Raw genomic sequence first — 19642 nt, 5'->3', positions numbered from 1 at the left:
CCTAGGCACGCGGTGCGCACGGGCCGCGCAGGGCCACGCGGCAGCGGCGGCGGGTGCATCGGCCCGGCGGCCCCGTTTCGATAGTGTGAGCCCCATGACCGCTCAGATTCCCGCCGCCTCCGAGCTCGATCTCGCGCTCGTCGAGAAGATCACCGCCGCCGTCGACGCCCAGTTCGACGAGACCGTCACCACGCTGTCCGACCTCGTGTCCATCGGCGGCATCGCCTGGGACTCCTTCGACCGCTCGCTGCTGGAGCAGTCGGCCGAGAAGGTCGCCGAGCTCGTCAGCGAGCTGGGCCTGGAGAACGTGCGCATCGTCACCGAGGACCGTGAGGACGGGCAGCCCGGCGGCCCCGCCGTCCTCGGCCACCGCCCCGGTGCCGAGGGCAAGCCCACCGTGCTGCTCTACGCCCACCACGACGTGCAGCCCACGGGCGACGAGTCCCTGTGGAACACGCCGCCGTTCGAGGCCACCCGCGAGGGCGACCGCCTCTACGGCCGCGGAGCGGCGGACGACAAGGCGGGCATCATGCTTCACCTGGCCGCGCTGAGGGCCCTGCAGGCCGCCGCCCCTGAGATCGGTGTGGGCGTGCGCGTGTTCTTCGAGGGGGAGGAGGAGGCCGGCTCCCCGACGTTCCGCACCTTCCTGGAGAACCAGAAGGCGGACCTTCAGGCCGATGCGATCGTGGTGGCCGACTCCGCCAACTGGGCCGTGGGCGAGCCCGCCCTGACCACCTCGCTGCGCGGCGTCGCCGACGGCACCGTCACCGTCCGCGTGCTGGACCACGCCGTGCACTCCGGCATGTTCGGCGGCCCCGTCCTGGACGCCGTCACGCTGCTCTGCCGCCTGATCGCCACCCTGCACGACGAGCAGGGCAACGTCGCCGTCCCGGGCGTGGCGGCGCAGGTCCACGCGGACGTGGACTATCCCGAGCAGACCTACCGCAACGACGCCGGCGTGCTGGACGGTGTCCGGCTGGCCGGCTCCGGCTCGCTCGCCGACCGGCTCTGGAACGGCCCGGCCCTGTCCATCATCGGGATCGACGTGCCGAGCGTGGACACCTCCTCCAACACGATCCAGCCGCAGGCCCGCGCCAAGTGGTCGCTGCGCGTCGGCCCCGGCGTGGACCCGGAGCAGGCCTACGAGGCCGTGGTGAAGCACCTCTCCGAACAGGCCGAGGCCGTGTTCGGCGCCGAGATCACCTTCGAGAAGGGCCACTTCGGCCAGCCGTTCTCCACGGACACCTCGGACCCGATGGCCGCTGCCATGATGGAGTCCTTCCACCAGGCGTGGGGCGTGGAGCCGAAGGCCACCGGCCTGGGCGGCTCCATCCCGTTCACCGCGGACCTCAAGGAGGTCTTCCCGGAGGCGACCATCCTCATCACCGGCGTGGAGGACCCGGACTCCCGCGCCCACTCCGCCAACGAGTCGCTCCACCTGGGCGACTTCCGCAACGCCATCGTCGCCGAGGCCCTCTGGCTCGCCCGCCTGGGCGCCTGAGCAGCCGCGCGCACGCCGTCGCCCGTGCGGTCGCACGGACCGCGTGAGGCGGAGCGCGGACGGCGAGGTGCCGTCGTCGGGAATCAACCGACGGCCGGTAGTGTTCGCCCTGGAAGAGGACCCGACCACAGTCCCGTCAGACCACGTCCCCCACACGAGGAGGCCACCCATGGCACTGTCCGCTGAAGAGACCGGCGTCGAGATCGGCGCCACCCAGCCGGCCGACGGCCTGCCCCCGCACGAGGTCGAGCTCACCGACGTCGCGGTGGCGAAGGTCCGCGCTCTGCTCGAGCAGGAGGGCCGTACCGACCTGCGCCTGCGCATCGCGGTGCAGCCCGGCGGCTGCTCCGGCCTGATCTACCAGCTCTACTTCGACGAGCGCGTCCTCGACGGCGACACCGTCCGCGACTTCGACGGCATCGAGGTCATCGTGGACAAGATGTCCGTGCCGTACCTGATGGGCGCCACGATCGACTTCGAGGACACCATCTCGAAGCAGGGATTCACCATCGACAACCCCACCGCCTCCGGCTCCTGCGCCTGCGGCGACTCGTTCCACTGATCGGCCGAGGGCCGCGCCACTGCTGACCTTCCCACGGGAAGGGAGGGGCGACGACGTCGGCCGCTCGCCGCACGCTTCCGGGCCGGCTCCACGACGGGGCCGGCCCGTGGCGTGTCCGGAGCCTGTCCGGTGTCCGGACCATGCGGTCCCGAGCCGGGGAGGCATGTGCGTCCAGAGGCGGAGACACGCAGATCAGGACGGTGTCATGGTCAGCAGGACTCGCCGGAAAGGATTAGAGTGGAGGGGAATCACCCGGGCACCCCTGCCCACTGTGAGGGAGATCCGCAGTTCTCTGCGGTTCCCGGCGGTGGAGAGGGAGGCCCATCGCACACGAGATGAAGAGGAAGGCCGTCTGTGAGAGCACAGAATGACGCCGGACGTCGGACTCGACGCATGCTGAAGGTGGGCGCTCTGGGGGCGGCCGCCGCACTGGCGTTGACCGGCTGCTCGGAAGAGGTCAAGCGTGGTTGGTATCCCGGCACGAACGAGACCACCAACCACAGTGAGGTGCTGACGAACCTCTGGGTCAACTCCTGGATCGCCGCACTGGTCATCGGGTTGGTCGCCTGGGCCGCCATGATCTGGTGCATGGTGGCATACCGCCGCCGCAAGAACGACCAGGGCTTCCCGAAGCAGACGGGGTACCACATGCCGCTGGAGACCATGTTCACGGTCATTCCGCTGGTTCTGGTCTTCGGTTTGTGGGGCTTCACCGATCGTGTGCAGACCGAGGTCGACACCCCCGTGGACGACTCCCCGCTGACCGTCACCGTGTACGGCAAGCAGTGGGCCTGGGACTTCAACTACGAGTACGAGGGCCAGGAAGCGCACTACATGGGCGTGCAGGCCCAGCTGGACACCGACGGCAACGCCGGCGTGCAGGACACCCTGCCGACCCTGTACCTGCCGGTCGACGTGCCCGTGCACTTCGAGCTCAAGTCCCGTGACGTCGCCCACTCCTTCTGGATTCCCCAGTTCCTGCAGAAGCGCGACATGCTTCCCGGCAAGACCAACCACCTCTACCTGACCCCGCAGGAGGAGGGCCGCTTCGACGGCAAGTGCGCCGAGCTCTGCGGCGAGTACCACTCCGAGATGCTCTTCAACGTGGAGGTCGTCTCCGAGGAGGAGTTCAAGCAGCAGCTTGACCGGATGGAGCCGGGCCTGGTCGGGGACGAGTACAACCGCAACCCCAACGAGAACCCCGACGGTGCGCGCGAGATGGAGGACGACCTCCAGACCCCGCGCGGTGGAGGTAGCCACTGATGACCACGTATGAGTACACGACGGAGGAGACCACGCGCACGGCGGCGCCGCGCGTCGTGCCCCGCTCCCTCGGAAAGATCGCTGTCAGCTGGTTGACGACCACGGACCACAAGGTGCTCGGGTACATGTACCTGATCGTCTCCTTCGCGTTCTTCTGTGTCGGCGGCGTGATGGCCCTGCTGATCCGTGCCGAGCTCTTCGAGCCGGGCATGCAGATCCTGCAGACCAAGGAGCAGTACAACCAGCTGTTCACCATGCACGGAACGATCATGCTGCTGATGTTTGCGACCCCGCTGTTCGTCGGGTTCGCGAATGTCCTCGTCCCGCTGCAGATCGGCGCCCCGGATGTGGCGTTCCCGCGCCTGAACGCCCTGGCATTCTGGTTCTTCCTGTTCGGCTCGCTGATCGCCTGCGCCGGCTTCCTCACCCCGCAGGGCTCGGCCTCCTTCGGCTGGTTCGCCTACGCGCCGCTGTCCAACACCACCTACTCGCCGGGAGTCGGGGGAGACCTCTGGGTCTTCGGCCTTGCCCTGCAGGGCTTCGGCACCATCCTGGGCGGCGTCAACTTCATCACCACCATCCTGTGCATGCGTGCACCGGGCATGACGATGTGGCGCATGCCGATCTTCACCTGGAACACGCTGATCACCGGCATCCTGATCCTGATGGCCTTCCCGCCGCTGGCGTCCGCACTGTTCGCGCTGGGCCTGGACCGTCGCTTCGGTGGACACATCTTCGACCCGGAGAACGGCGGTGCCATCCTCTGGCAGCACCTCTTCTGGTTCTTCGGCCACCCCGAGGTGTATGTGATCGCGTTGCCGTTCTTCGGCATCGTCTCCGAGATCATCCCGGTGTTCTCCCGCAAGCCGATCTTCGGCTACAAGACCCTGGTGTTCGCGACCACCGCGATCGCGGCGCTGTCCGTGACCGTGTGGGCGCACCACATGTACGTCACCGGCTCCGTGCTCCTGCCGTTCTTCTCCCTGATGACCATGCTCATCGCGGTTCCGACCGGCGTGAAGTTCGTGAACTGGATCGGCACCATGTGGCGCGGCTCGATCACCTTCGAGAACCCCATGCTGTGGACCCTCGGGTTCATGGTGACCTTCCTGTTCGGCGGTCTGACCGGCATCATCCTGGCCTCCCCGCCGCTGGACTTCCAGGTGTCCGACACCTACTTCGTGGTGGCGCACTTCCACTACGTCATCTTCGGCACCGTGGTGTTCGCTATGTTCGCCGGCTTCTACTTCTGGTGGCCCAAGTTCACCGGCAAGATGCTGAACGAGCGTCTCGGCAAGATTCAGTTCTGGATGCTGTTCGTGGGCTTCCACGGCACCTTCCTGGTGCAGCACTGGCTGGGCGTCATCGGCATGCCGCGCCGCTACGCGGACTACATGCTGGAGGACGGCTTCGCCGCCATGAACGCGTTCTCCACCGTGTTCTCCTTCATCCTCGGCGCGTCGCTGATCCCGTTCTTCTGGAACGTGTACGTCACCGCGCGCCACGGCAAGAAGGTGACCGTGGACGATCCGTGGGGCTTCGGCGGCTCCCTCGAGTGGGCGACCTCCTGCCCGCCGCCGCGCCACAACTTCCACTCGCTGCCGCGCATCCGCTCGGAGCGTCCGGCGCTTGACCTCCACCACCCGGAGCTCTCGCCGTACTCCCCGCAGCACACCACTGAGGCTTTCGGAGAGAAGGTGACGGCCAAGTGAAGGCGACCGCAAGCATCTTCTGGATCATCGGCACGTTCTTCGTGATCGTGGGAACCGTCTACGGGTTCTGGGTGAAGTGGACCGAATGGGCCGGGATCCCCGCGATCTACGCCCTGGGTGCCATGTCCCTCATGATCGCGTGGTATGTCCAGGCGACGGACAAGCGCTTCAAGCAGGGGCCTGCCGATGACGAGGACGGAGAGATCGTCTCCTACTCCGGCACCTATGGCACCTTCGCCCCGTGGTCCTGGTGGCCGCTTCCCCTGGCGACCGCCTGCGCACTCGTAGCCCTCGGCCTGGCCATCGACTGGTGGATCTTCATCGCCGGCGCCGCACTGGCTGCCTTCGGCACCGCCGGCTGGGTCTACGAGTTCTCGCGCGGCAAGTACGCGCACTGACCTCACAGCCGACCTGCTGAGAAAGAGGCGGCCCGCATCCCTTCGGGGGTGCGGCCCGCCTCTGTCTTGTGTGTGAGTGGATGTGTGGGTACGGGAACAGGCGCGGTCACGGATGTGGGGCGGGCACGGGTGTGGGGCGGGCACGGATGTGGGGCGGGCACGGGTGTGGGGCCGGCAAGGATAGGCGTGGGCATGGACAGGCGGGGGATGGGTCTCGGTCGCGGGGGTGCGTTTTCGCTAGTGAAATCGGAGGCGCGCTGGGAGCGGCGACGTCGACGTTTTCGCTAGCGACGTCGGAGGCGGTTCGACGGACACGGCACAGAGCTCAGCCACGTCCTGGTGGTGTACTGGCTGTTCTTGGAAGAGCAACACCGACAGCCCAGCCTGCTCGCATGGGGACCAACAGGGAGACGTCGCGGTGGAGCATGAAATCCTGATCCGGCAGCTGGGCTGATCCATTGTGAAGGGCAGTGGCTGAGCGGCTGGGCCGGGGCTGACAACGCTCAGGCGGTTGTGCGCCGACACGGTGTGCCGTGGGCGCGTCTCGCAAGGTTCCGAGGCGAGCACTTCCCATTTCGTTAGCGGAAACGTGGGTGTGGCCACGAGAACGGTGGAGGAGAGCGTTCTCTCCTGCACAACGGACGAAAGATACCAAGCGGTCCACAGTTGACGATCCAGGCGATCCAGTATGTGCTTGCGCGCGGAAGAGTTGGTGCATGGCCACAGGTCTCATTCCACTTGCCCCGAGCAATCGCCGATGCCTTCCGGAGCACCTCCGCGATCAGGTCTTCGACAGACATGTCCTTCACCAGGCCCACATCCCGGGAGACCGCCTCCGCGCCGCGGACATCCTGCAGGTCACCCACGGCGCCCATCGGGCGCTTACGATGCCCCTGACGGGCTGGGAGACGCTGGGCTACCCGACGCCTCCGGTGAGCCGACCGCCGGAGGAGGTGGCCGTCGTCGTGAAGCGGGCCAGGGCAGTGGCCTCACACCAGACGGCTTTGCGGCTGCACGGGTTCATTCTCCCGCCGTGGCTGCAGGACGACGACGGACTGATCCACGTGTCTCGGCCACATGTGCGCGGCGTGGCGAGCCGGCGTGGGGTAGTGACGCATGGCCGGACGGTGCCCGCTGAGGACGTGGAGGTGATGCACGGGATCCCGGTGACATCCATCGAGCGCACGTGGGCAGACCTGGCTGCACTGCTGCCGATGGGGATGGTGGACGAGCTCGTGGTGGCCGGGGACGGCATCGTGAAGCGCCCCTGGACGCCTGACGGGCGCCGAGAGCCGCTCACGACAGTTGAACGCCTGAGAGCCGTGGTGAGCCGTGCAGGACGGTACAAGGGGGTGAGGACGGCACGAGCAGCGTTGGACCTGATCCGGGTGGGCTCGGACGCGGCCACAGAGACGAAGATGCGGTTGGCGTTGATCCATGCGGGCCTGCCGGAGCCGGAACTGCAGCTCATCCTGGACCCCTCCAGGCCGGTGAGTCCTGACGGGGACATGGGCTACAGACAGTGGCGGCTGGTGCTGCACTATGACGGCGCGCCTCACGACGACGAAGCACAGAAGCTGGTGGATGCCTGGAGAAACAAGGGCTGGGACGACGCCGGCTGGGCACAGATCTGGGCGACGGTCGAGGACTATCGGGACGACTTCCGCCGGGTGATCCACGAGGTGCGGTGTCGCCGTGACGAGGTCGAGGGGCAGGGCTGAGCGGTGAATCTGCCTCCCTTTCCACTAGCGAAGGCGAGTGGGACAGGGGAGTTGGTCGGTCGGCGCCTCCCTTTTTACTAGCGAAAACCCCCAGGCGCGGGGAGGGACGGGGGAGTATCGGTCGGTGCTGCCTCCCATTTCGCTAGCGAAAGCGACAGGGGAGGAGCGGAGCCTCAGACAGCGGAAGGCCCGCAGCACATGGAGTACTGCGGGCCTTCCGTCCGTGGCGGTGAGCCTGTCGATCAGTGACCGAGCTGGTTCCCCTGGTCGCCCTCCACGGCGCCGTGACCGTGGTGGCCGTCGAGCTGCGCCTCGACGAGCTCCTCGCGGGTGACCGGCTCGACCCGCTCCTCGAAGAAGAGACGGGAGACGCTGGCACGGACCTTCTCCATGGTCGAGACCTTTCCCTTGCGACCCGGGGTGGCCGGGATCGGGCGCGGGGACTCGAAGGAGACCAGGCGGTACATCTCGTAGTCGGTCAGGTTGCGGTGGCGTTCGGAGAAGCCGCCCTCCGGAGACATCTCCACCACGCCGGACTCGTGACCGTGCAGCACCAGCTCGCGATCCTTGCGCTGCAGGGACAGGCAGATGCGGCGGGTCACGATGAAGGCGATCACCGGGCCGAGGAAGAACAGCACGCGCAGCAGGTACAGCACGTCGTTCAGCGACACCTGGAAGTGGGTGGCGATGAGGTCCGAGGAGGCCGCGGCCCACATGACGCAGTACCAGGTGATGCCGGCGACACCGGCGGCCGTGCGGCCGGGGGCGTTGCGCGGGCGGTCCAGGATGTGGTGCTCGCGGTTGTCCTTGGTCACCCAGGCTTCGATCCACGGCCACGCGATCATACCGAGGATCAGGATCCCGACCGGCATCAGCGGGAACAGGACTCCCATGGGCAGCGAGACAGAGGAGCCCCACGGCATCGGGATGTTCCACAGGAAGGAGAAGTCGCCGATCTGCCCCGGCATCAGACGCAGGGCGCCGTCGAACCAACCGATGTACCAGTCAGGCTGGGTGCCGGCCTGCACCGGGGACGGGTCGTACGGGCCGTAGTTCCACATCGCGTTGATGGTGACGGTGCCGGCCATGAGGGCCAGGACACCGAAGACGATGAAGAAGAAGCCACCGGCCTTCGCGGCATACACCGGACCCACCGGGTAGCCGACCACGTTGTTCTCCGTGCGGCCCGGACCCGGGTACTGGGTGTGCTTGTGGGTGACGACCATGAACAGGTGGATCACGATCAGCAGCAGGATGACCGCCGGGACGATCATGATGTGCAGCGCGTACAGGCGACCCACGATGGAGTAGCCCGGGAACTCGCCGCCGAAGAGGAACATCGACAGGTGGCTGCCCACCAGCGGCAGGGACTTCAGGATGCCGTCGATGATGCGCAGACCGTTGCCGGAGAGCACCTCGTCCGGAAGCGAGTAGCCGGTGAAGCCGGCGGCCCAGCCCATCATCAGCAGGCCGCAGCCGACCACCCAGTTGAGCTCACGCGGGCGGCGGAAGGCACCGGTGAAGAACACGCGCAGCATGTGCACGGACATCGCGGCGACGAACAGCAGCGCGGCCCAGTGGTGCAGCTGACGCATGAACAGGCCGCCGCGGATGTCGAAGCTGATGTCCAGCGTCGAGGCATAGGCGGCGGACATCTCGATGCCGTAGAGCGGAGCGTAGGCACCCTCGTAGGTGACGTGCGCCATCGACGGATCGAAGAAGAAGGTCAGGAACGCGCCGGACAGCAGCAGGATGACGAAGCTGTAGAGCGCGACCTCGCCGAACATGAAGGTCCAGTGGTCCGGGAAGATCTTGCGGCCGAACTCCTTGACGATGGGGGACATGCCCACCCGGGTGTCGAGGTAGTTCGCCAGACGGCCGGTGCGGGTGGCCGGCTGAAACTCTTTCACAGTGGTGCTCATGGGTCAGCCACGCTCCCAGTAGACAGGTCCGACAGGCTCATGGAAGTCGCTCTGGGCGACGAGGAAGCCCTCGTCGTTCACAGCGATCGGCAGCTGCGGCAGCGCGTGGCTGGCCGGGCCGAAGATCACCTTGCACTCCTGCGTCAGGTCGAAGGTCGACTGGTGGCAGGGGCACAGCAGGTGATGGGTGTGCTGCTCGTACAGCGCGATCGGGCAGCCCACGTGGGTGCAGACCTTGGAGTAGGCGAAGATCCCGTCCACGTTCCAGTTCTCTCGGCCCGGGGTGATCTTCACCTTGGCGGGGTCGAGGCGCATGAGCAGGACGACGGCCTTGGCCTTCTCGTTCAGCTTGCCGTGGTGCAGGTCGTTCAGGCCCTCGGGGATGACGTGCACGGCGGAGCCGACGGTCACGTCAGAGGCTTTGATCGGGGCACCGGTGGGATCACGGACGAGACGCACTCCCTCGGCCCACATGGTGTGGCGCAGGCGCTCGACGCCGAAGTTCTCGGTCTCCTTGTCGGAGAAGTTGTCCGTGTTGTCCAGATCGCGGAACACCGCGATGAACGGCAGGGGGGCCAGGGCGGCGGCACCGATCAGGGTGTTGCGCAGCAGCGGGCGGCGCTTGATCTGCGTCTCGTCGATGATGTCCTGCATCATGCCGGCGGCAACCTGACGATCGGCCTCGGTGCGCACCTCGTGACGGCTTTCGACCATCTCGTGGTCCGGCATGAGGGTCTTCGCCCAGTGGACGATGCCCACGCCGATGCCCAACATCGCGAGGGCGGTGCCGACGCCCAGCAGGAGGTTCTGCAGGAAGATGACATCGAACGACTCGTTGTTGCCGATCTGCCCCACGCCGAAGTAGCCGATGAAGAAGACGACGGTGCCGATGATCGAGATCAGGAACAGCACCGAGACCTGGCGCTCAGCGCGCTTGGCGGCCTTCGGGTCCTCGTCCGCCAACCGGGGGCGGTGCGGAGGCAGCCCGGGGTTGTCGATGGCGTACCGGGGAGCGTCCCCACCGGCGTGCTCGAGGGCGTCCGAGGGGCGCTGGGTCCCTTCGTTGCCGTGCTCGCCCATATGACTCATTTCCTTTGCTTGAGTGAGTGATGCAGTGTCTTGCGGCCGGCGCGCGACGCGCCGACGGGGTCAGGAGGACCGGGAGGTCAGCCAGACCATGAAGCCGATGATGACGGCCAGGCCGGCAGTCCAGATGAAGAGGCCCTCGGAGACCGGACCCAGGGAGCCCAGGGAGAGACCGCCAGGCGAGTCGTTGCTCTCGATGGTCTTGAGGTAGGCGATAATGTCGCGCTTGTCCTCGGGCTTGAGGTTGGCGTCGGAGAACACCGGCATGTTCTGCGGGCCGGTGGCCATCGCCTCGTAGATGTGCTTCTCGGACACACCCTCCAGAGTCGGGGCGAACTTGCCGCGGGTCAGGGCACCGCCGGCGGCGGCGGCGTTGTGGCACATGGCGCAGTTGATGCGGAACAGCTCGCCGCCCTTGGCGATGTTCACGTCCTCGTGGTCCGCATCGAGGTACTTCTCCTCCGGCACGGAGGGGCCGGCACCCAGAGAGGCCACGTAGGCGGCCATCTGTGCGGTCTGTTCCTCGCTGAACTGCCGCGGCTTCAAACGGGCCTGCGGGCCGTTCATCTGCATCGGCATGCGGCCCGTGCCGACCTGGAAGTCGACGGAGGCGGCGCCCACGCCGATGAGCGACGGTGCGGCGTCGGTGCCGGCGGCACCCATGCCGTGGCAGGAGGCGCAGTTCGCGTTGAACAGCTTCTCACCCTCGGCGATGTCATCGCTCGAGGCGGCCGTCGTGACCTGGGTGGCCGCCTGGGCCTGGTTGACCGTACTGGCGGCGGAGTAGAGGCCGCCGGTCACCAGAAGCCCCAGCAGAAGCAGTGCCAGCCCCATGAGCGGGTGGCGGCGGTGCTGCGATAGTGCCTTCACAGTGGGTTCCTTACGTTGTCTGCCGAATCGACACCATCATGCCTGGTCGATTCGCCTCGGGTGCGGAGTGGGTCCTGGTGTGCCGTCGGTCAGAGCGGGGCGACGATGTCCAGGAAGTAGACGATGAAGAAGAGTGCGATCCACACGACGTCGACGAAGTGCCAGTAGTAGGACACGACGATCGCGGAGGTCGCCTCATGGTGGCCGAAGCGGCGGGCCAGGTAAGCGCGTCCGATGATGAACATGAACGCGATGATGCCGCCGGTCACGTGGATGGCGTGGAAGCCGGTGGTGATGTAGAAGGCCGAGCCGTAGGCGTTGGCGGCGATGGTGACACCCTCCGACACGAGCACGGCGTACTCGTAGGACTGGACGGCCACGAAGACCGACCCCATGATCACGGTGAGGATGAACCACTCGACCATGCCCCAGGACTTGATGGCGAACAGGCCTCCGGTCCGGCGCGGCTGAAGACGCTCTGCGGCGAACACGCCGAACTGGGCGGTCACGGAGGACAGCACCAGGATGGTCGTGTTGACGGCCGCGAGCGGGATGTTCAGGATCTCGGAGTGGGTCGCCCAGAGCTCCGGCGAAGTGGAGCGCAGGGTGAAGTACATGGCGAAGAGCCCGCCGAAGAACATGAGCTCACTGGCCAGCCACACCATGGTTCCGACCTGGACCATGTTGGGGCGGCTCGGGAGCCCGGTGGGCGCGGGCTGCTGGAGAGCGGGAGTTGCAGTGGTCACCTGGCCATTATGGCCCTAAACCGTGTCCTGTGCCCAACCGGACGCTACCGTGTCGCAGCCTGCATGTCCCCGGTAGGGCGCATGTTCAACGTGATTGCAGGGCATACGGTCAGCGAACGTCCAGCGTCACACCGTGACCGCCGGACGTCCCCGTGCGTGCGCCGGGCGATAGGGTCGTTCATGTGAACGCCATCTCCAGCACCGCAGCGACCCCGTCCACCTGGCCCGAGATCCTCGGCGACCTCACCTCGTCCGTCGACCTGACGCTGGGGCAGGCGGCCTGGGCCATGGAGGAGATGATGGGCGGCACCGCCTCCGAGGCCCAGGTCGGCGGCTTCCTTGCCGCCTTGGCCGCCAAGGGCGTGACCGTCTCCGAGCTGATTGGCCTGACCGAGGTCATGGTCCGGCGGGCCCGACCGGTGTCCGTTCCGGGACAGACCCTGGACATCGTCGGCACCGGCGGTGACCGCCTGGGGACCGTCAACATCTCCACCATGTCTTCGCTCGTGGCCGTGGGCGCAGGCGCACGCGTGGTGAAGCACGGCAACCGCGGCGCCTCGTCCACCGCCGGTGCGGCCGACGTCATCGAGGCGCTCGGCGTGGACCTGTCCATGCCGGCTGAGAAGGCGGAGGAGTGCGCCGAAGCGGTAGGCATGACGTTTCTGTTCGCGCAGAACTATCACCCGTCCATGAAGCACGTGGCCCCGGTGCGCCGTCAGCTGGGCGTGCCCACGGTCTTCAACTTCCTGGGCCCGCTCTCCAACCCGGCCGACGTCACCGCACAGGCGCTGGGATGCTCCGATGCCACGATGGCGCCGCTGCTGGCCCAGGTGCTCGCCGACCGCGGCGTCCGCGGCTTCGTCTTCCGCGGTTCCGACGGCAGGGACAAGGTCACCACGTCCGGCCCGTCTGCCCTCTACGAGGTGCGTGGTGCAGTGACAGAACATGAGATCGACCCGCGTGACTTCGGCCTCGTGCTGCAGTCCGTGGAGGCGTTGGCAGGCAAGGACGGCGCCCACAACGCTCAGATCGTCCGCGCCCTGCTGGCGGGGGAGAAGGGGCCGATCCGTGACGCCGTCCTGCTCAACGCCGCCGTCGGGCTCGTGGCCGACGACCCCGACGCCTCCCGCCCGTTGGCCGAGCGCATCACGGACAAGATGGCGGTGGCCGCAGAGTCCCTCGACTCCGGTGCCGCACAGGACGTCCTGGACCGTTGGGTGGCCTTCTCGCGTTCCTGAACCGCACAGCTGCCTCTGCCGGAAGCACGACGTCGGCCGTCTCACCTTCACGTTGACGGTGAGACGGCCGACGTCGTCCCGCTGGGGGAGTCGGGTCACTCGAGGGGCTCGGTGCGTTCTACGAGGCCTTCGGGTGGGTGCGCGCCGACCACGGAGCGGGTCCTGGCCGCCGAGTCCTGCAAGGCCTTGCGCGTCGAACCCGATGCTTCGGGCAGCGCATCAGGGATGACGCGCACGCGTGGGATCCCGTCCGCATCCTCGCCGGGTCGGCTGATGTGGGTGGGTGCCCACTGGACCCGGTCGATGGTGAAGCGCCCGGACGGCGTCTCCCGGAAGGAGACGTCCACAAGCATGCCGTCGTCGGTCTGAGGGGTGTCACGGCCCTGTGCGGCCATGAGGTTGCCGGTGCTGTAGACCGTCCAGACCCCGTTGACCTTCTCGATCGGTTGGACGACGTGGGGGTGCTGACCCATGACCAGGTCGAACTCGCCGGATGCGGTCACCATGGCCGCCATGTACCGCTGGTTGCTGTCCGGCTCCTGCTCGTATTCGGTGCCGGCATGCATGTGGAAGATGACGATGTCCGCGCCGGCGGCGCGGGCACGGCGAGCGTCGGCGACGGCCTTGTCCGGGTCCAGAAGGTCTACGGACCACTCTCGTCCGGGTGCCTTGGGGATGCCGTTGAGACCATAGGTCTGGGACACGATCGCGACCTTCACCCCCTGATCGGTGGTGAACAGGTGCGGTGCCTGGGCCTCCGAGCGCGTGGTGTAGGTGCCGACGGCGCCGAGACCGGCGGCCGCCAGGGTCTCGCGCGTGCGCACCAGACCGTCCCAGCCGTCGTCCATCGTGTGGTTGGAGGCGGTCGTGCAGAGGTCGAAGCCGGCGGCCGCGACGGCGTCCACCGTCTCGGCGGGGGAGCGGAAGGTCGGGTAGCCGGAGTAGGGGCCGCCGGGGCGCGCCACCGGCACCTCCTGGTGGCAGACGGCGAGGTCCGCCTTCGCCAGGGCGGGGGTGAGTCCTTCCAGCTGCGTTCGGAAGTCGAAGCCGTCGTCCGTGCGGGCCGCCTCCCAGAGGGGTTCGTGCCACAGCAGATCTCCGGAGACGGAGATCGTGGCCGTGCGTGCCGGGGCCGTCGACGGAGGAGCGTCGGACGAGCCGGAGGAGGTGCCCGAGGCGGTCGGCGAAGGGTTCTGCGTGCTCGGCGTCGAGTGGGTCGATGCGGACCCGGAACCGGGCCGGACGTCCGAGGGCGACGGCGTCGAGGCGTGCGTCCGCGACGGGACCGTCTCAGAGGCAGCGGCGGAACCCGATTCCGACGCAGACGTGGCTCCCGAGGACGGGGGAGTGGCCGCCGGGTCGGGGCTGCATCCACCGAGCACACCCGCCAGCAGCAGCGGAGCGGCGGTGAATGCGATGCCGCGGCGGCTCATCCTTCGAACCCGAGGGACCAGCCCTCACCCAGGTCGGCCTGCGAGTAGGTCCGGAACGCCAGCATCGTCTCCGTGTCCTGGATCCCGGGCACCTTGGACAGCTGGTCGGCGATGGTGTCAGCGAGCTGGTCGTATTCGCGCAGCTTCACCATGGCCACCAGGTCCCAGCCGCCGGTGACGGAGTAGACGGCGGAGACTCCCTCGAGGCCGGCGATCCTCTCTGCGGTCTCCGGGATGGTCGACTTGTCTGTGCGGATCATGACGATGGCGGTCACCATGGGGGCCGTCCTTCCGTTGGCGGGGGAGCAGGGGTGCGCCCCTGCGGGGCGTGGCCCCACTGTACGACGACGGCACGCACCTCAAGCTGAGGCAGTGCGCCGATCGCTGTGGCCGGCCGCCGACGTCCACCGACATGTCGGCTGCGCTCGGACAAGCTCAGCGGCGACGCAGCAGCAGGCCGGTCAGGGCGCGACGACCGAGCAGGAACAGTGCCAGCGAGCCGGCGGCGACGAGGATGAACGGCAGGGGAGCGCCGCCCTGGTCGAGCGCGACGCGCAGAAGCATCCCGAGCGCCAGGGTGCCGAGCCAGACGCCGATGCCCGCCGGCCATACCTGGATCCACCGATGTGCCCTGGCCCGGCAGAACCCGAACGAAGAGACCAGCAAACCGATGAGGAACGGGGAGGCCGTGACGAGCAGGCCCAGGAACCCGTTCTGTGTGGTGTGCTCACGCTGGCCGATCGCCACGAAGACGGTCACGAGCACGATGTCGATCAGCAGCACGACGGGGATCGTCCAGCCCGGCAGGGCGCGCTGGGCGTTCGGGTGCGGTCGGTGGGTTGTGTCTGCGGTGTCGACGGCGCGGCTCATGGACTCATTGTCCCATCGGTATGGAGGCACGTGGCGTCCCTGGCGCTCGGCCGGGGAGGGTCTGCCATGGTCGGGATTATCCCATACTGACATAATGTACATTATCGGCGTTAGGGTTCAGAGGCTCGATCTCGCGGCGAGTGTCGCTGATCTGCCATGAACCCTCCATATGCCGCAGTGAAGGTTGACACTGCTCTGTCACGCAGACTTCAACCTTCACGTGAGCCAGCCTGAACCCCGTGCCGTCGAGCCGTGCCTGCGGCACTCAGCGCGTCGGTGACGAACACGACGTGGCCGGTGTCCGGATCTGCTCCGGCGCGCCCGCGCGCACGACTACGCTGGCAGGCATGCCCTCTGTGAACCGTCAGACGCCCTTCCATGTCCTGCGCGGCGCCGCCATCGGAGCCGCTGAAGTGCTGCCCGGCATCAGCGGCGGCACCGTGATGATGATCGTGGGCATCTACGAGCACCTCATCCGTTCGGCCGGGCACTTCGTCGGCGGCATCAAGGGGCTGGTGACGGACAAGGCCAGCGCCTACGAGGACCTGCGCCAGGTGCGATGGGACATCGTGATCCCGGTGGTCCTCGGCATGTTCCCTGCACTGCTGCTGGGCGCGAAGTTCATCGCGCCGGCCGTCGAGGACTATCCGATCCAGACCTTCGGCGTCTTCTTCGGCATGTCCGTGGCCGCCGTGCTCATTCCGATCATGGCGGTCGGAACGGCGTGGAACGTCCGTACGGTGCTGGTGGCCGTGGTGGCCGGCATCGTGGCCTTCCTGTTCTTCGGCCTGCCGATCCAACAGCTTGCCGCCAACCCGTTCGTGGTCTTCTTCGCCGCCGCGATCGCGATCTGCGCGCTGGCATTGCCGGGCCTGTCCGGGTCGTTCCTTCTGCTGAGCTTCGGCCTCTACGAGCCGACCCTCAACGCCGTCAACAACCGTGACTGGGGCTATCTGGCGATCTTCGCCGCCGGCGCCATCCTCGGCCTGGGCCTGTTCGTGCGCGCCCTGCAGCGTCTGCTGGAGAACCACCGCGGCGTCACCCTGGCCGTGGTGACCGGCCTGATGGTCGGCGCCCTGCGTGCCCTCTGGCCGTGGCAGCTCGAGGACGAACGCGTCCTGCTGGCTCCGACCGAGGCGGTCCCCCAGACCGTGGGCCTGATGGTCGCCGGTGCCGCCGTGGTCCTGCTCATCACCTGGCTGGGCCACAAGTACCAGACCGACTGACCAGGCCCCCGCCGTGCCGCTCCCCTGTTGGCCGACGCCCCGGCACCGGCCCGGCAGGGCGGCCACGCGGCTCATGCAGTGAGGGTCGGCGGCCGGCCGGTGCGGGAGGCTGAGTCGGTCCCCGGTCCCGCGGCTCGTCGTCAGCCGATCGTCGCCACGGCGCGCACGGCCTCGTCGATCGCCCGCTTGGCGTCGATCTCGCCGGCCTTCAGCGCGCCGCCGACCACGTGGATCCGCTCGTCCGGCATCCCCGCAGCGCGCAGCTCTGCGGCCAGGGACGCCTCGGACTCCTGGCCGGCACAGACCACGACGTCGGACACCGCCAGGACCGTCCGGCTCACCTGGGTCCTCTTCCGCCACGTCCCCACCGTCCTGGTCACGTCCACGTGGAGACCGTCGTCGTCGATCTTGACGTACCGGACACCTGAGTGCTTGACCACGCCACGGGCTTTGAGCGCCGCACGGTGGACCCAGCCGGTGGTGGCGCCGAGCCGGGCACCGATCTTGCCGGGGCTGCGCTGCAGCAGGTGCACGGTGCGCGCCGGCGCCTCCGGGCGGCGGGAAGTCAGTGCCCCGCGCTCGGCGAAATCCGGATCCACGCCCCATTCGGCCTGCCAGTCCTGCAGGTCCTGGAACGCGCCGTGCGCGTGGCTCGCCGGGGCGGTGAGCAGCTCGGCGACGTCCACGCCGATGCCGCCGGCCCCGATGACCGCCACGGTGTCCCCACAGGTCACGGTCCCGTCCACGACGTCCGGGTAGGCGTGCACCTCGGGCCGGTCGATGCCCGGGATGTCCAGTTCACGCGGCACCACACCGGTGGCGACCACCACGTGGTCGTAGGCCGGCTTCCCGGCCTGTCCGACGAGCATGGCCGCATCCGCGCGCACGCCGGTGCGCACGTCGACGCCCAGCGGATCGAGGCGGTCCCGGAAATGGGCGAGCGCCTCGGCGAACTCCTCCTTGCCGGGGATCCGGCGGGCCAGGCGGAACTGTCCGCCGATCTGTCCGGTCGCCTCGAACAGGGTGACCTCGTGTCCGCGGGCGGCGGCGGCGTGGGCCGCCGCCAGGCCCGCCGGTCCGCCGCCGACGACGGCCACGCGTCGCCGTCCCTCAGCGGGACCGGTCGTGTGGTCGGCCGTCTCCGCGTCTGCGCGGGTGCGGCCCGCGGCGACGGTCGGCCTCGACGCCGGCGCCGCCGGCACCTCGGGCATGCCCAGGGCCACCGGGCCGCCGAGGCGGTCGTACGGGGCCTCGGTCTCCCGTCCGGCGCGCGGGTTCATCAGGCAGGACACGGTGCGGCCGGAGAAGACGTGGTCGAGGCAGGCCTGGTTGCAGCCGATGCACGGGGTGATGGCCGCCTCGTGGTCTGCCCGCGCCTTCGCGACCCAGGCCGCGTCGGCGAGGAACGGGCGCGCCATCGTCACGGCGTCGGCCTGGCCCGCCTCCAGGATCTGCTCGGCGGTGTGCGGCAGAGTGATGCGGTTGGAGGCGGACACCGGGATGTCCACCACCTCGCGGACCCGCGCGGTGGCCGCGGCGAAGGCGGCGCGCGGGACCGAGGTGACGATGGTCGGCACCCGGGCCTCGTGCCAGCCGATGCCCGTGTTGATGAGGTCTGCGCCGCAGCGCTCGACGGCGCGGGCGACGTCCAGGACCTCCTCCTGCGTCTGGCCGTCCTGCACCAGGTCCACCATGGACAGGCGGACGCTGATGACGAAGTCGTTCCCAGCGGCCTGCCGGATCCCGGACACGATCTCCTCGAGGAAGCGGCGGCGGTTGTCCGCGGTGCCGCCGTAGCGGTCGGTGCGGTGGTTGGTGGCCGGGGCCAGGAACTGGTTGATGAGGTAGCCCTCGGAGGCCATGACCTCCACGCCGTCGTAGCCGGCCCGGTGGGCCCAGCCTGCGGCGCGCACGAAGTCCTGGACCGTGCGTCGCACGGCGGCGGTCGGCAGGGCGAACGCCGTCACGGGGCTGATGGGAGCCCGCGTGCGTGAGGCGGAGACCTGCAGCGGCGACTTCGCATAGCGGCCGGCGTGGAGCAGCTGGGCCAGGACCCGTCCGCCCTCGGCGTGGACGGCGTCGGTGACCACGCGGTGGGCGTCCGCGTCGGCCTGGGAGGCGAGCATCCCTGCGCCCGGAGAGAGCCGGCCCAGGCGGTTGGGCGAGAAGCCTCCGGTCACGATCAGCCCCGCTCCCCCGCGGGCGCGCTCGGCATAGAACTCGGCCAGGCGCGGCAGGTCATCGTGGGAGTCCTCGAGGCCCATGTGCATCGAGCCCATGACGACGCGGTTCGGCAGGCTCAGGTGGCCGACCCGCCACGGGGAGAACAGCCGAGGGTAGCCGCCCCGGCCCGAGCGGGCGGTGGGCGGCACGGACGAGGCTGCGGCCGTCGTCGGGACGGCGGACGACGGGGCAGATTGGCGGCGCGTGGCGTCGGACATGCGTCCATCCTACTGGCGAGTAGCAAACGTGGTACCCGCCCGCGCCGGAATTCGTGACCGGACCGTTGTCCTCCTTGTCCTGACCGTGGCGGCCATGAGTGTCGCCTGTGACACAATCGGACCCATGAGTATGGAGTGGTTCCAGGAGAACGCATGGTGGCTCTGGCTCGCCGCGGCCCTCGTGCTGGCCGGTGTGGAGCTGCTGTTGCTCGATCTCATCTTTCTGATGCTCGGCGTCGGGGCGCTCGGCGGCATGGTCGCCGCCCTGGCCGGAGCCGAGCCCTGGCTGCAGGGGGTGGTCTTCGCGGTCGTCTCCCTGGCGATGCTCGGCCTCGCTCGTCCGACCGCGCTGAAGCGCCTGCACGGCTCCGCCGACGACTCCCCCTCCTACCTGGAGTCGCTCTCCGGACGCCGCATCACCACGCCGGATGCCATCACCGGCTCCTCCGGCACCCTCACCCTCGACGGGGACACCTGGACCGCCCGCACCGAGCCGGATGCCCCCGAAGCGCTCGCCGGCAGCGAGGTCACCGTCCTCCGCGTCGAGGGCGCCACCCTGATCGTCCGCCCGGTGCCCCAGATCGACTGGGACGCCACCGGCGAGGACCCCGCACATCCCTGATCCGGGCCCGCCCGGAGCCGCACCGACCACC

At 68.5% G+C, this 19642-nt stretch carries 17 protein-coding genes; 9 read left to right on the top strand and 8 right to left on the bottom strand.

Features of this window, described 5'->3' with window-relative positions:
- The first annotated feature begins 94 nt into the window (after window positions 1-94).
- The 6 genes from MLY01S_RS06960 to MLY01S_RS06935 all read left to right on the top strand — a co-directional run bounded on the left by MLY01S_RS06960 (window position 95) and on the right by MLY01S_RS06935 (window position 7157).
- Window positions 95-1501, top strand: coding sequence for a dipeptidase (locus MLY01S_RS06960; RefSeq protein WP_067190619.1), 1407 nt, complete (start codon window positions 95-97; stop codon window positions 1499-1501).
- A 169-nt stretch (window positions 1502-1670) separates the two neighbouring features.
- Window positions 1671-2063 carry a HesB/IscA family protein gene (locus tag MLY01S_RS06955; protein ID WP_067190617.1) on the top strand — a complete coding sequence of 131 codons (393 nt, stop codon included), beginning with the start codon at window positions 1671-1673 and terminating at the stop codon, window positions 2061-2063.
- A 393-nt stretch (window positions 2064-2456) separates the two neighbouring features.
- On the top strand, window positions 2457-3326 hold the full coding sequence (ctaC, locus tag MLY01S_RS06950; RefSeq protein ID WP_174520644.1) for an aa3-type cytochrome oxidase subunit II: 870 nt from the start codon (window positions 2457-2459) through the stop codon (window positions 3324-3326).
- Window positions 3326-5038, top strand: a complete 1713-nt coding sequence (gene ctaD / locus MLY01S_RS06945) for an aa3-type cytochrome oxidase subunit I (protein WP_067190613.1) — start codon at window positions 3326-3328, stop codon at window positions 5036-5038. The genes ctaC and ctaD overlap by 1 nt, the downstream gene beginning before the upstream one ends.
- Window positions 5035-5436 carry a cytochrome c oxidase subunit 4 gene (locus MLY01S_RS06940; RefSeq protein ID WP_067190611.1) on the top strand — a complete coding sequence of 134 codons (402 nt, stop codon included), beginning with the start codon at window positions 5035-5037 and terminating at the stop codon, window positions 5434-5436. Before ctaD ends, MLY01S_RS06940 begins: the two co-directional genes overlap by 4 nt.
- A 1127-nt stretch (window positions 5437-6563) precedes the next feature.
- A complete protein-coding gene (locus MLY01S_RS06935; protein ID WP_135103366.1) occupies window positions 6564-7157 on the top strand; it encodes a hypothetical protein in 594 nt (197 codons plus the stop codon).
- A gap of 242 nt (window positions 7158-7399) precedes the next feature.
- Here MLY01S_RS06935 and qcrB read toward each other — a convergent pair whose 3' ends face one another.
- The 4 genes from qcrB to ctaE form a co-directional block, all read right to left on the bottom strand.
- The gene (qcrB, locus tag MLY01S_RS06930; protein WP_067190609.1) at window positions 7400-9079 is read right to left on the bottom strand and encodes a cytochrome bc1 complex cytochrome b subunit; all 1680 of its coding nucleotides are present in this window, start codon (window positions 9077-9079) and stop codon (window positions 7400-7402) included.
- Between the two features lie 3 nt (window positions 9080-9082).
- Complete coding sequence (gene qcrA / locus MLY01S_RS06925) at window positions 9083-10159, bottom strand: cytochrome bc1 complex Rieske iron-sulfur subunit (protein ID WP_067190606.1); 1077 nt, start codon at window positions 10157-10159, stop codon at window positions 9083-9085.
- 69 nt (window positions 10160-10228) lie between these two features.
- A complete protein-coding gene (gene qcrC / locus MLY01S_RS06920) occupies window positions 10229-11035 on the bottom strand; it encodes a cytochrome bc1 complex diheme cytochrome c subunit (protein WP_067190604.1) in 807 nt (268 codons plus the stop codon).
- Window positions 11036-11124: 89 nt separating this feature from the next.
- Window positions 11125-11781 (bottom strand): aa3-type cytochrome oxidase subunit III, encoded by a 657-nt coding sequence (ctaE, locus tag MLY01S_RS06915; RefSeq protein ID WP_067190602.1) that lies wholly within the window; start codon window positions 11779-11781, stop codon window positions 11125-11127.
- A 182-nt stretch (window positions 11782-11963) separates the two neighbouring features.
- On the opposite strand from ctaE, the gene trpD reads away from it, so the two are divergent.
- Window positions 11964-13019 (top strand): anthranilate phosphoribosyltransferase, encoded by a 1056-nt coding sequence (gene trpD, locus MLY01S_RS06910; protein ID WP_067190600.1) that lies wholly within the window; start codon window positions 11964-11966, stop codon window positions 13017-13019.
- 95 nt (window positions 13020-13114) lie between these two features.
- On the opposite strand, the gene MLY01S_RS06905 is transcribed toward trpD, so the two are convergent.
- The 3 genes from MLY01S_RS06905 to MLY01S_RS06895 all read right to left on the bottom strand — a co-directional run bounded on the left by MLY01S_RS06905 (window position 13115) and on the right by MLY01S_RS06895 (window position 15322).
- Window positions 13115-14452 (bottom strand): CapA family protein, encoded by a 1338-nt coding sequence (locus MLY01S_RS06905; protein WP_067190598.1) that lies wholly within the window; start codon window positions 14450-14452, stop codon window positions 13115-13117.
- Complete coding sequence (locus MLY01S_RS06900) at window positions 14449-14730, bottom strand: Lrp/AsnC family transcriptional regulator (RefSeq protein WP_067190596.1); 282 nt, start codon at window positions 14728-14730, stop codon at window positions 14449-14451. Before MLY01S_RS06900 ends, MLY01S_RS06905 begins: the two co-directional genes overlap by 4 nt.
- A 157-nt stretch (window positions 14731-14887) precedes the next feature.
- Complete coding sequence (locus MLY01S_RS06895) at window positions 14888-15322, bottom strand: DUF3054 domain-containing protein (RefSeq protein ID WP_067190594.1); 435 nt, start codon at window positions 15320-15322, stop codon at window positions 14888-14890.
- A 347-nt stretch (window positions 15323-15669) separates the two neighbouring features.
- On the opposite strand from MLY01S_RS06895, the gene MLY01S_RS06890 reads away from it, so the two are divergent.
- Window positions 15670-16548 (top strand): DUF368 domain-containing protein, encoded by an 879-nt coding sequence (locus MLY01S_RS06890; RefSeq protein ID WP_067190592.1) that lies wholly within the window; start codon window positions 15670-15672, stop codon window positions 16546-16548.
- A gap of 140 nt (window positions 16549-16688) precedes the next feature.
- Here MLY01S_RS06890 and MLY01S_RS06885 read toward each other — a convergent pair whose 3' ends face one another.
- The gene (locus MLY01S_RS06885; protein ID WP_082739815.1) at window positions 16689-18989 is read right to left on the bottom strand and encodes an oxidoreductase; all 2301 of its coding nucleotides are present in this window, start codon (window positions 18987-18989) and stop codon (window positions 16689-16691) included.
- A 124-nt stretch (window positions 18990-19113) separates the two neighbouring features.
- Here MLY01S_RS06885 and MLY01S_RS06880 point away from each other — a divergent pair, with 124 nt between their 5' ends.
- Entirely contained in the window at window positions 19114-19611 is a 498-nt protein-coding gene (locus MLY01S_RS06880; RefSeq protein ID WP_227718807.1) for an NfeD family protein, read from the top strand.
- The last annotated feature ends 31 nt before the right edge of the window (window positions 19612-19642 follow it).

Origin of the sequence: Micrococcus lylae NBRC 15355, assembly GCF_001570885.1 — a bacterium.
Lineage (GTDB): Bacteria > Actinomycetota > Actinomycetes > Actinomycetales > Micrococcaceae > Micrococcus > Micrococcus lylae.
The sequence above is the reverse complement of the archived record's forward strand: the minus strand, read 5'-3'. Positions and strand labels throughout refer to the sequence as shown.